The organism is Comamonas sp. BIGb0152, assembly GCF_024809975.1.
Lineage (GTDB): Bacteria > Pseudomonadota > Gammaproteobacteria > Burkholderiales > Burkholderiaceae_C > Comamonas.
In genome coordinates this window covers 334,215-346,024 of the sequence record NZ_JANUDY010000002.1, presented here as the reverse complement: position 1 = coordinate 346,024, position 11,810 = coordinate 334,215, and the positions used below count along the sequence as shown (strand labels likewise).

The following is an 11,810-nucleotide window of genomic DNA, read 5'->3' as shown; positions in this document are numbered from 1 at the left end:
GCAGCCGAAGCTGCCTGCAGGTTGCGCAGCTTGGCGAGGCTCAGTCCACCGTGGCGCCCGAGGACTTGACCACCGGTGCCCAGCCTGCCACTTCCGACTTGATGAAGGCGCCAAACTGCTCGGGCGTGTTCTTCTCAGCGACAGCGCCCAGTTTTTCATAGGCTTCCTTGACCTGAGGCTTGTCAAAGGCCCGGTTCATCGCGGCATTGAGCTTTTGAACCACTTCGGGCGGTGTGCCAGCCGGCGCAATCAGGCCGAACCAAGACGAGACATCAAAAGGCTTGATGCCGCTTTCTTCCATGGTCGGCAGATCAGGGGCGGTGGGCGAGCGCTTGCTGGTGGTAACGGCCAGCGCCTTGAGCTTGCCGGCCTTCACGTGGGGCCAGGACGAGGGCATGTTGTCGAACATGAACTGCACCTGGCCGCCCATCAGATCGGTCAATGCCGGCGAGCTGCCCTTGTAGGGAATGTGCTGGGTCTTGAGGCCCGTGCGCATCTTGAACAGCTCACCCGCCATATGGATGGAGGTGCCGCTGCCCGACGAAGCGTAGGACACCTTGTCCGGGTTGGCCTTGGCATAGGCGATCAGCTCTTGCACCGTGTTGACCGGCACGCTGGGGTTGACCACCAGTACATTGGGCACCTTGGCGCCCAGCGCGACTGGGGCAAAGTCCTTTTCCAGATCGAAGCGCACCTTGGGGTAGAGGGTCTGGTTGATGGCGCTGGTCACCGCCACAAACAGCAAGGTGTAGCCGTCGTTCTCGGCACGTGCCACCTGCTCGGTGGCAATATTGCTGCCGGCGCCCGGCTTGTTGTCCACGACAAACGACTGGCCCAACTCGGCCGTCAGCTCCTTGGCCATGATGCGGGCCACCACATCGGTGGTGCCGCCAGCAGAAAAGCCGACCACCACACGCACGGCGCGCTCAGGGTATTTTTTGGGATCTGCGGCCTGCGAGGCCAGGGGCAGCAGTGCTGCAGCGCCCAGCAAGCTGGCAGCCAGAACTTGGCGGCGCGAGGGCAGGCAGGCGGCCGCAATGCGGCTGCGAGAAAACGGGCTCATGGTGTCTCCTTGGCACCTGGACGCTGAGCACATCCAGGCGGTTGGCTTGTTTATGGTGGCTGCAGCCTTGTGCCGCTGCATGCCACCGGGGCGTACCGCCCCCAAGCCCGAGATTGTGCCACGGCCAAGCACGGCAAAGCGCCTATTCCCTTGGCCTGGGCCATGGCACCGCAAGCTCTGCGCCCGCGCTGAAGACGGGCACAGCGCGCGGGCGACTAGACCGGGCGCACGGCGCTGTCCTGCGCCAGCTTCTCGAGCATGCGGCGCGTGATGGACTGACTCGCCCCGCCACTGGCCACAAACAGGAACATGGTCGAGCGCGCATTGGTCCAGCTCAGCTGTTTGGCCACCCAGCCGCTCTGGCCCAGGAACTCCAGCCAAACGCCGGCCTCCAGGCGCTTGCCCCCAATCCACAGCCCGGCACTGTCGGGCTTGGGCGTATCGAGCATGGAGCCGGTCACGATGATGGCCGGCTCATCGGCAGCCATGGTGTCGACAGCCCCCGGCAATTGGCCCCAGGCAGAAGGTGACGGCGCGGGCGACAGGCGAATGGCGCTGCCATCGGATTCAGGCAAGGAACGGGCCACAGCGGGCACCGCATGGCGCCCCTCTTCCTGCACCAACTGCAGCTCAACCAGGGCGCTGGGCGCCATCTGGGCGACGGCGGTGAGCACCGGTGCAATGCGTTCGGGCATCCAGCCAATGCTGGTCAGGCCCGCCTTCAGCCGGGTCAGCAGCGAGGGGATCAGCATATCGGCATCCCGGTGCATGCCCGCGTTGGCATTGGCACCGGCGAGCGCCAGCACATCGGCGATCGCCTCGTGGTAGGCGCGGAAATGCGATGAATCCGGCCCCGAGCGCTCTGCCGCCTGCAGCAGAACTCTGGGCCATGCGCCGGTCAGTGCAGCGAGCAAGGCCGGGTCCACATCAAAACTGTGCAAGCTGGTGGCCAGCAGCAGCATGACATCGGCCTCCATCTGCTCCAGGCTTGGCGCAGCCTGGGCATCAGCGCCGGCGGCCAGCGGCTTAGGCACGGGCGCTGCTGGCAACGGGGCCGGCATGGCGGCCAGCGCTGCCGGCTCGCGCTCCGCGCCGGCCTGCAAGCTGGCCAGCTGGGCCCAGTCGGACTCCGGGCTGATGCTGATCAGGCCCGAGGCGCCCCACTGGCTCTCCAGCAGCATGGAGCTGGAGTAGCCCGAGTCATCGACATCCTGCAGCGCAGACGACAGCTGGGGCTTGAGCCGCACACCAAAGCGGCTGAGCGCCTGGGCGAAATCTGCAGCCGTGGGCACCGGCAGCGCAGACAAGGTCTCTACCGATTCCGTCACCAGCTGCGGAAACTGCGGGTCCGACAATGCCCGGCCCTCTTCCTTGAGCACCGTGGCTTTGTCGACAATGGTTTGCACCAGCATCCGCGCAGGATGGGCAGCATCGGTCCAGAAGGAGGCGTCATGGGCGGCCATGCGCTCCATCACCGGTATCAGTGTTTTGTAGGCCCGCACAGCACCGACCGGGCAATGCGCCGGAATATCAAACAAAGTCTTGGTGCGCTGCACAAAGCTGCGGGTGTTGTCTTTGGCGAGGCGGCGTTTGAGCTCGGCCTTGGCCAGCAGCTCGGCATAGCTGTTCATGGCCAAGGCCATGATGCGTTGGTAGCTGGTTTGCAAGTGGTCGGCCATGACGCCCACCATCTCGGGCAAGAAGAGTGCCGTCGCGTCAGCCGCAATCTCCACATCGGCCAGCGTCGCTTGCAGACTGTCCAGGTACACCGTGTGGTGCAGCGGATTGCCATTGCGCCAGTAGCGGGTGATTTTGCGCAAGGGCCGGTAGACGCGCTCCAGACCTGTCAGGCTCTGCTCGGTCTGTTGCAGCAGATTGATCTGCATGCGGCCCCATTCGATCTGAGAACGCAGCAGATGCTGGTCCGCACCCAAGCCATCGCGGCTGCCTTCAGCGCCCATCACAGCGTGGTAATCGGTGCGTTTGCCCTCCGCAATCGAAAAGACCGCCTGGCGCAAGCGCAGTGCATAGGCCAGCGGCAGCTGGGCCTTTTTACTGGCCAGCTGGGTTTGGGCATGCAGCAACAATTGTTGATCTTCTGTGTTGCTGCTAGACGACAATTGCGCGCCCAAAGACGCCAAGGCCGCATTGCACATCGCGGCCATCAAAGGCTCCGCCTCTTGCAATGCCTGCTCCAGACAGGTGTCAAATACCGATAAGGCCCGTTGCTGCACGCTTCACCTCTCCCAGTTAAAACGCCCGCCGCTTCAGCAAAGCGACGGGCGTACGGTGTGGGTTACTTCAGGGCTTTGTAGCGCATCCGTTTAGGTGCTGCCCCTTCTTCTCCCAGCCGTTTCTTCTTATCTGCCTCGTATTCCTGATAGTTTCCATCAAAAAATACCCATTGGCTATCCCCTTCTGCCGCCAGGATGTGGGTCGCAATGCGATCCAGGAACCAGCGATCGTGGGAGATCACCATGACTGTACCCGCATATTCCAGCAAGGCGTCTTCCAGCGCACGCAGGGTTTCCACGTCCAAGTCGTTCGACGGCTCATCGAGCAGCAGCACGTTGCCGCCTTGGATCAAGGTCTTGGCCAAATGCAGGCGACCGCGCTCACCACCGGAGAGGTTGCCAACCTTCTTTTGCTGATCCTGGCCGTTGAAGTTGAAACGACCCGCATAGGCACGCGAGGCCATCTGGAACTTGCCCACATTGATGATGTCCAGGCCGCCGGAGATGTCTTCCCAGACGGTCTTGTCGTTGCCCAAGGCATCGCGGTGCTGGTCCACAAAGGCCATCTTCACCGTCTGGCCGATTTCCACTTCACCAGAGTCGGGCTGCTCCTTGCCGGCAATCAGCTTGAACAGCGTGGATTTACCCGCGCCGTTGGGGCCGATGATGCCGACAATCGCGCCCGCAGGGATGTTCATGCTGAGGTTGTCGATCAGCAGGCGGTCACCAAAAGCCTTGGAGACATCCTTGAACTCGATCACACGACTGCCCAGACGCTCGGCCACAGGAATGAAAATTTCCTGGGTTTCGTTGCGTTGCTGGTATTCGAAATCGCTCAGCTCTTCAAAGCGGGCAATACGTGCCTTGGATTTGGCCTGGCGACCCTTGGAGTTCTGGCGCACCCATTCCAGCTCCTTCTTCAAGGCCTTGGCACGGGCTTCCTCGCCCTTTTGCTCGGCCTCCAGGCGGTTGCCCTTTTGCAGCAGCCAGTCGGAGTAGTTGCCCTTGTAGGGAATGCCATGGCCACGGTCGAGTTCCAGAATCCACTCGGCCGCGTTGTCCAGGAAGTAGCGATCATGGGTGATGGCCACCACGGTGCCGGTGAAGCGGTGCAGGAACTGTTCGAGCCAGTCCACCGATTCGGCGTCCAAGTGGTTGGTGGGTTCGTCAAGCAGCAGCATGTCGGGCTTGGACAGCAGCAGCTTGCACAGCGCCACACGGCGCTTTTCACCACCAGAGAGCTGGCCGACGATGGCATCCCAGGCTGGCAGGCGCAGCGCATCGGCAGCAATCTCCAGCTGGTGCTCGGAGTCGGTGCCAGCAGCGGCGATCACGGCTTCGAGCTGTCCCTGCTCAGCAGCGAGCGCATCGAAGTCGGCGTCTTCTTCAGCATAAGCGGCATAGACCTCTTCGAGGCGTGCCTTGGCGTTGTTGACCTCGGCCATGGCCTCTTCAACCGCCTGGCGCACGGTGTGCTCAGGGTTGAGCTGGGGCTCCTGCGGTAGATAGCCGATGGACAGACCTGCCATGGGGATGGCTTCGCCTTCGAACTCCTTGTCGACGCCCGCCATGATCTTGAGCAAGCTGGACTTTCCCGAACCATTCAAACCCAGCACACCAATCTTGGCGCCGGGGAAAAAGCTCAGAGAAATACCCTTCAGAATCTGTCGCTTCGGAGGAACCGTCTTGGTGACGTTGTTCATCGAAAAAACGTATTGAGCCATGTGTTCTTTTGGTAAATCAGTAAAAAAATATGCGATTTTTGATCGCGGCCACCCGGGGATTATCGGTGCATGCGACAATACCCACAGTCAAAGGCTCCAGTTGCCTAGGACTTCAGCGCTAATGCTGGGGACGATGGACACAGTTCCGGGCTCCCTCTTTGAACCCATCTGCCTATCTGACTGGCGGCAATTATTCCAAAAAATTGCTTAGACATGGCCGATACCCAGCGTCCAGGTTGGACGCATCTGATCCAATGAACTTTGAAGAACTGAATCTGGCACCAGCCATTCTGCAGGCTGTGCGCGAGCAAGGCTACGACACGCCTACCCCCATCCAAGCCCAAGCCATCCCTCTCGTGCTGCAAGGCTGCGATTTGCTGGCAGGCGCACAGACCGGCACCGGCAAAACGGCCGCCTTCACCCTGCCTATGCTGCAGCGCCTGACCGAATCCGAGGGCAGCCGCAACAAGTGGGGCAATAAGGCCATCCGTGCGCTGATCCTGGCTCCAACCCGTGAGCTGGCGGCGCAGGTCGAAGAGAACGTGCGCCTATACGCCACCCACCTCGACATCAAGTCCACCGTCATTTTTGGCGGTGTTGGCATGAACCCACAGATCGACCGCATCAAAAAGGGTGTCGATGTACTGGTCGCCACCCCCGGCCGTCTGCTCGATCTGCAGCAACAAGGCTTTCTGGACCTGTCCACGGTCGAGATCCTGGTGCTCGACGAAGCCGACCGCATGCTCGACATGGGCTTCATCCATGACGTGAAAAAAGTGCTGGCGATGGTGCCCAAGGACAAGCAAAGCCTGCTGTTCTCGGCCACCTTCAGCGACGAAATTCGCGAGTTGGCCAGCGGCCTCTTGAAGAACCCCCAGTCCATCCAGGTGACGCCGCGCAACACCACGGTGCAGCGCATCAAGCAGGTGATCCACCCCGTGGGTCGCGGCAAGAAAAAGCAGGTTCTGCTGCACATCGTGCAAGAGAACAACTGGAGCCAGGTGCTGGTGTTCACCCGCACCAAGTTCGGCGCCAACAACGTGGCCGAGTACCTGAGCAAAAATGGCGTCACTGCCATGGCGCTGCACGGCAACAAGAGCCAAAGCGCCCGCACGCAGGCCCTTGAAGGCTTCAAGTCCGGCGACCTGCGCGCCTTGGTGGCCACCGATATTGCTGCACGCGGTATCGACATTGATGAATTGCCCAACGTGGTCAACTACGAGATCCCCAATGTCTCGGAAGACTATGTGCACCGCATTGGCCGTACCGGCCGCGCGGGCCGCGAAGGCAATGCCGTGAGCCTGGTGTGCATGGATGAAGAAGGCTTCATGATGGACATTGAGCGCTTCACCAAGCAAGACATCCCCGTGCAACTGCTCGAAGGCTTTGGCCCGGAAGACGGCGAAAAGGCCGAACCGATTGCCATGGGCCGCCAGACCATCTGGGGCGGTGCCGGCAAGCCCCCTAGCCGTGATGTGATGCAGGCAGCCGCCAAGGCGGCACGCCAAGAGATGATGGAGCGCGTGCGCACCAACAAGGTGGCTCGCGCCCCTGGTAGCAACGCAGGCGGTGGCCAGCGCAGCAATGCCAAGCGCAGTGCCCCCCGTGGCGCGCGCGCTGAAGGTGCTGCAGAATTTGCAGGCGAAGGTTCGGAGCAAGCCCGCCGCGACCCACGTCCACCACGCCGCGATGGCCGCCAAGCCCCGCGCCATGCAGGCGGTGGTGAAGGCCGAGGCCCAAGCGGCCAGCAGCGCCAGCCACAAGGCCAAGGTCAAGGCCCCCGCCAAGGTGGTGCCGGTGCCAGCCGTGGCCCACGCCCGGAGAATGATCGCCAACCCCGCGCTGATGCCCACCTGGGTACGCAGTTTGGTGGCACGGTAGATGGCCGCGACCATCGCCGCAGTGGCGCTGCCCAGCCCGACCCCATGCGCACCAGCGTGGACAGCATGGCCGAACGCGGTCGCCGCGGCGGCTTTGGCGGTGGCAACCGCAACGGTGGTGGCGGTGGCGGCGGTGCTGGCCGAGGCGGTCGCAACCATTCGTTCTCGCGTTAAACAACGGTCAGGGCACCGTCTCCCATCGCCATCCATGCATGGCGGTTGATTTCAAAGCCCAATTCCGCTAGGGTAAGGCCGCATTAGAACCAGATTCTTATGCGGCCTTTTCTTATGCCCTCCCCCTCTCCATCCTCGCTTGCGCCAGACACGCTGACCGTCGCTACCTGCAACCTGTTGAATCTGGCACTGCCAGAGCGGGAGTTCTATGCCAACCAGGTGCCCTACACCCGCGTGCAGTATGCGCGCAAGCTGCAGTGGCTGGGCGGTCGCTTCCAGGCACTCAATGCCGATATCCTGGCCGTGCAAGAGGTCTGGGACGAGGCTGCACTGACCGACGCACTGGCTGCCAGCGGACTGCACTACCACTTTGCAGCCGTGCCAGGCGCCGAGAACACGCAGGGCCGCAGCGGCGCGAACGGCACACCGCGCGTGGGCCTGGCGACGCGGCTCAAGGTACTGGCGCTGCGCTCTTTCGCGGATTTCCCCGCTGGCCTGGGCCAACCCATCCCCGGCCTGGGCGTGCACACCAGCTTTGAGCGGCCGCCCCTGGTGGCTACCCTGCAGATGAAGCATGGCCAGATTCTGACCGTGCTCACCTGCCACCTCAAATCCAAACGCCCCAAGTTTTTGCTGGATGCAGCGGGCAACCCACTGGAAGACCGGGATAACCCCAAAATCGCAGCACTGGCCTCGCTGCGCTCGCTGGTCATGCGCGGCGTGGAAGCGACTGCACTTCGCTGCCTGGTGATCGATCTGCTGCGCCACACGCGTATGCCGCTGGTAGTCATGGGGGACTTCAACGACACCCCCGATAGCGTGACCACACAAATGATCTCGGCCAGCGCCGAAGTGGCCTATGACCGCAAGGCCCGCGATCGCGCCCTGTTCAACGCCTACGATCTGCTGGGCGATGCGGCGCTGAAAAAAGATGTCGCCTATTCCCATGTCTACCAGGGCGCACCTGCGGTGCTCGACCAGATTTTGGTCAGCGAAGAGTTTGATCCCCGCAGCCGCCATGCGGTGGGCGATGTGCGCCGTGTCGATTATTTCAATGACCATCTCCACGAAGGCCGTGACCGCAGCCGCTCGGACCATGGTTTTGTACGCGCTCTGTTACGTATGCGCATTCCTTCGCCGGGGGATGCGGCCGGGAATTCGTCAGCCCATCTTGATTCGGCTGTTACATTCGAGCATTCGCCGGATGGCGTCTGAGGCGCCAGCGCCCTACTGCTGCTGAGCACCGCATCCGCATGTGCTGGTGCCGGCGGCCGTTGGAAAAAAGCGCGCCGATGACCATTGTTTCGCACCCATCCTACGCAACAGCGGCATACCGCTTTGCATAATGGCACACGTATTTTTCAGGAGGGCCGTGATTCGTCACGCACAACAATGATGAAACCCGATGCAGCATCCACCTCAAACCACCGCATGCCCGCCTGGAGCAGCCTGACGGTCATAGCAGCGGCGCTCGCGCTCACGGCGTGCTCCAGCACACCGCTGCCGACTTGGAACAGCACGCCCATCTCCGGCCAACCCAGCCCAGGCACCGTCACCACCAAGCCCGCCAGTGGCCCCAGCCCCGTGCAGATTCCTGGTGTGGGCAGTTCCGGCGTCATCTCCAGCCCCATAGAGTCTGTCCCACTGCAGGGCAGCCCGCTCAGCGGTTGGCAGGAAAGCGCAGAAGTCGCTGCCAGATTCCCCGACCCCGAACGCCGCTACAGCACGCCAGGCCTGGGCGCAGGCCGCACGACCTACACCAGCAACGCTGAATTGGGCCAAATGCTGCGCCAGCTGGGATCCGGCAGCCAGGCCAATGGCACCAAATCCGAGCTGATCACCGCTGGCACCTCCCAGGAAGGCCAGCCCATTTTGGCGCTGCTGCTGACCCGCGCCACCAGCACCAGCTTGCATGACCTGGACGCCAGCAACCGCCCCACGGTCCTGCTCATCGGCCAGCAGCATGGCGATGAGCCCGCTGGCAGCGAAGCCTTGCTGGCCCTGGCCCAGGACCTGGCGCAAGGCCCCTTGTCATCCGTGCTGGACAAAATCAATGTGCTGCTGGTGCCGCGCGCCAACCCCGATGGTGCTGCCGCTAACCGGCGCACCACCTCCAATGGCCTGGACATGAACCGCGACCACCTGCTGCTGCAAACACCCGAGGCGCAGGCGCTGGCCAAACTCAGCCGCAACTACCGGCCCATGGCAGTTTTCGATGCTCATGAGTTCACCGTGGCGGGCCGCTACCTGGAGAAGTTCAAAGGCGTGCAGCGCTATGACGCGCTACTGCAAACGCCTAGCACCGCCAATGTGCATGAGTTCATTGGCAAGGCAGCCAACGAATGGTATCTGCTGCCCATGCAAAAGGCGCTGACCGAGCAAGGGCAAACCACCAACTGGTACTACACCACCACGCGGGATCCCCAGGATCTGTCCCTGTCGATGGGCGGCGTGCGCGCGGACACCGGCCGCAATGTCAATGCCCTCAAGAACGCGGCGACCATGCTGGTCGAGACACGCGGTGTCGGCATTGGCCGCGCCCACATACAGCGCCGCGTGCACGGCCAATACACCGCCATCGCCTCAGCACTGCAAACCACCGCCCAACGCACCAAGGAGCTGGAGCAGGTGCGCACCTTTGTCAACCGAGACATCGCATCTCAGGCCTGCCGGGGCGAGTTCAGCCTGGAATCGCAGCAGACCACAGAAAAGCGCCGCGTGATCTTTATTGACCCGCAAACCGGCGAAGACATGCAGCAGGAAGTGGACTGGCACTCGTCCGTCAAACTGCGCCCCGGACCGACGCGAGCACGGCCCTGCGGCTACTGGCTGGCCGGCAATGCCACCGATGCGGTGGACAAGCTCCGCGCCCTGGGCCTGCAGGTGCTGCGCATTGCCGAACCGGGCAACCTGCTGGCCGACACCTACCAGGAGCAAGAACGCAGCAGCAGCGCCAAAAGCGACGTGCTAGGCCCTGGCGCGCAGAACGTAGAACGTGTCAAGGTAGCGCTCGAGCGCGTTGCCATTGATGTGCCAGAAGGCAGCTTCTACGTGCCGTTGAACCAGTCGCTGGCCAATGTGGCGATCGCCGCATTGGAGCCCGATACACAAAGCAGCTTTTTCGCCAACCACATCATTCCCAGCCTCAACGATGTGGCCCGCTCGATGAACAACCCCTCCCTGGTGTACGAAGAGACGGATTAAGGCCCGACACCCGTGCTCGGGTGTGCTGTGCAGAACACCTGCAAGCACCCCGGCGCGGGTGAGAGCATTCGACCACGAGCAGCATTTTAAAAATACTGCTATACTGGTGGATCGACCTGGGTCTGCTTGCCCCCATGTCTGACTTCTATATTCTGGCGCCCGGCACCTCTGCCGCTCTCGCCCACCCCCTAGGCAAGCCACAAGCCATAATAAATTCCTAGGTTCGGCTTTTTCCCGTATTTCTGTTTTTATGTCTGGCGCACTATGCTCCACCGTACAGCGGCGGAGCGCGTAAACATGTTCCAATTTTTCAAAAACGCCCCAAAAATCTCTCGCTATTTCGTATCCCCTGGCGTCTGCCAGCAGGCTGACGGCAAGTTCAGAAGCGCCGTGTCGCTCAAATCTGGCCAGGGCGCGCTGGCACAAGACACCATCTACACCTTCAGCACACTGTTCGAAACCGCACAGGAAGCAGTGGACCACGCCACACACGAAGGCATGTCGCTCGCGCTGATGCGCTAAGCCCCCGGTTGCCAGCCAGCCAAGCAGTTCCGCTAGCGGGCTGACTTGCCAACGGCCCCCTTAACGCATGCCATGGCATGCAGCACAAAGCCCGCAATTGCGGGCTTTGTTGATGGGAAATGGCTGCAGTGCCAGACCCGTGGAATTGCCTTTGTTCAGGCGCTCAGTTATCCGCTTGGGCGGAGCGGACGGAGCCAGACTTGACCACAATCTCGAACGGACCCATCGACACCTGATCACCGGCATACAACACCTGCCGTTTGACACGTTGTCCATTGACGAAGATGCCATTGGTGCTGTCGTGGTCCTCGACCATCAAAAGGCCGATGTAGTAACTGAATGCGCCATGGTCACGGCTGATGCTCGGGTCGCTCAGAAAAACACCACTGCTTCTGCCCCGACCGATACCCGTGCAGCCGCGCTCCAGCTGGATGGCGCGGGGAGGCGATTGAAGATCTGAACGAACAAGGATTTCCGGCAACATACTGAGCCCCTGAGGCACTGGCGAATTTCTACGATGGCCGGATTATGCACCTATTGTTTGATAAATTTTGATATAGATTAACAATAATTGTTATAGCCGATCCCAATGCATGGAATCTATCGGCGCCGTTGCGAAACGCTGGGCATTTGAACGCTGCCAGCACCGCCCAACGTCGACACAAAGGGCACTCGCCAAAGCCGCCACCAATACCGCTTGCGCAGCACCGCCAACCACAAGCCACAAGCCACAAGCCACAAGCCAACTCAGTGGTTATTGTGCGCAGACGTTCCAGGGATGGCCTGCAGAGCCCATGCCCTCTCGGATGGAGCGGAGAGCGGAGTGTTAGAGGCCATGCGCAAACAGCAGCAGAGACCTACGCCGACTTGCCTTGGCATTCGGGAGAACTGGCTGCCATGTGTGATGCTGAGGTGGCCTGCCCGACTGGGATCGAACCAGTGACCCACAGCTTAGAAGGCTGTTGCTCTATCCAACTGAGCTACGGGCAGATGCTTGATTGATCAAGTA

General features: G+C 61.7%; 8 protein-coding genes and 1 tRNA gene. 4 read left to right on the top strand and 5 right to left on the bottom strand.

Features of this window, described 5'->3' with window-relative positions; genetic code table 11:
* Positions 1-40: 40 nt before the first annotated feature.
* The 3 genes from M2375_RS05120 to ettA form a co-directional block, all read right to left on the bottom strand.
* A complete protein-coding gene (locus M2375_RS05120; RefSeq protein WP_259164363.1) occupies positions 41-1,063 on the bottom strand; it encodes a tripartite tricarboxylate transporter substrate binding protein in 1,023 nt (340 codons plus the stop codon).
* Positions 1,064-1,278: 215 nt separating this feature from the next.
* Positions 1,279-3,297: a DUF1631 domain-containing protein gene (locus M2375_RS05115; protein WP_259164362.1), complete on the bottom strand. Its 2,019-nt coding sequence runs from the start codon at positions 3,295-3,297 to the stop codon at positions 1,279-1,281.
* 62 nt (positions 3,298-3,359) lie between these two features.
* Positions 3,360-5,021 (bottom strand): energy-dependent translational throttle protein EttA, encoded by a 1,662-nt coding sequence (gene ettA, locus M2375_RS05110; RefSeq protein ID WP_259164361.1) that lies wholly within the window; start codon positions 5,019-5,021, stop codon positions 3,360-3,362.
* A 254-nt stretch (positions 5,022-5,275) separates the two neighbouring features.
* On the opposite strand from ettA, the gene M2375_RS05105 reads away from it, so the two are divergent.
* The 4 genes from M2375_RS05105 to M2375_RS05090 all read left to right on the top strand — a co-directional run bounded on the left by M2375_RS05105 (position 5,276) and on the right by M2375_RS05090 (position 10,801).
* Positions 5,276-7,075 carry a DEAD/DEAH box helicase gene (locus tag M2375_RS05105; RefSeq protein ID WP_259164360.1) on the top strand — a complete coding sequence of 600 codons (1,800 nt, stop codon included), beginning with the start codon at positions 5,276-5,278 and terminating at the stop codon, positions 7,073-7,075.
* 114 nt (positions 7,076-7,189) lie between these two features.
* Positions 7,190-8,290, top strand: a complete 1,101-nt coding sequence (locus tag M2375_RS05100) for an endonuclease/exonuclease/phosphatase family protein (protein ID WP_259164359.1) — start codon at positions 7,190-7,192, stop codon at positions 8,288-8,290.
* Positions 8,291-8,470: 180 nt separating this feature from the next.
* Complete coding sequence (locus tag M2375_RS05095) at positions 8,471-10,279, top strand: M14 family metallocarboxypeptidase (protein WP_259164357.1); 1,809 nt, start codon at positions 8,471-8,473, stop codon at positions 10,277-10,279.
* Between the two features lie 390 nt (positions 10,280-10,669).
* Positions 10,670-10,801 (top strand): hypothetical protein, encoded by a 132-nt coding sequence (locus M2375_RS05090; protein WP_259164356.1) that lies wholly within the window; start codon positions 10,670-10,672, stop codon positions 10,799-10,801.
* 163 nt (positions 10,802-10,964) lie between these two features.
* Here M2375_RS05090 and M2375_RS05085 read toward each other — a convergent pair whose 3' ends face one another.
* Positions 10,965-11,285 carry an FHA domain-containing protein gene (locus M2375_RS05085; RefSeq protein WP_259164354.1) on the bottom strand — a complete coding sequence of 107 codons (321 nt, stop codon included), beginning with the start codon at positions 11,283-11,285 and terminating at the stop codon, positions 10,965-10,967.
* Between the two features lie 429 nt (positions 11,286-11,714).
* Positions 11,715-11,791, bottom strand: a tRNA-Arg gene (locus tag M2375_RS05080).
* Between the last annotated feature and the right edge of the window lie 19 nt (positions 11,792-11,810).

What these genes read in the sequence shown, in the direction of transcription:
- M2375_RS05120 (WP_259164363.1), bottom strand. Translation starts at nt 1,063, where the DNA reads ATGAGCCCGTTTTCTCGCAGCCGCATTGCGGCCGCCTGCCTGCCCTCG.
- ettA (WP_259164361.1), bottom strand. Translation starts at nt 5,021, where the DNA reads ATGGCTCAATACGTTTTTTCGATGAACAACGTCACCAAGACGGTTCCT.
- M2375_RS05105 (WP_259164360.1), top strand. Translation starts at nt 5,276, where the DNA reads ATGAACTTTGAAGAACTGAATCTGGCACCAGCCATTCTGCAGGCTGTG.
- M2375_RS05100 (WP_259164359.1), top strand. Translation starts at nt 7,190, where the DNA reads ATGCCCTCCCCCTCTCCATCCTCGCTTGCGCCAGACACGCTGACCGTC.
- M2375_RS05095 (WP_259164357.1), top strand. Translation starts at nt 8,471, where the DNA reads ATGAAACCCGATGCAGCATCCACCTCAAACCACCGCATGCCCGCCTGG.
- M2375_RS05085 (WP_259164354.1), bottom strand. Translation starts at nt 11,285, where the DNA reads ATGTTGCCGGAAATCCTTGTTCGTTCAGATCTTCAATCGCCTCCCCGC.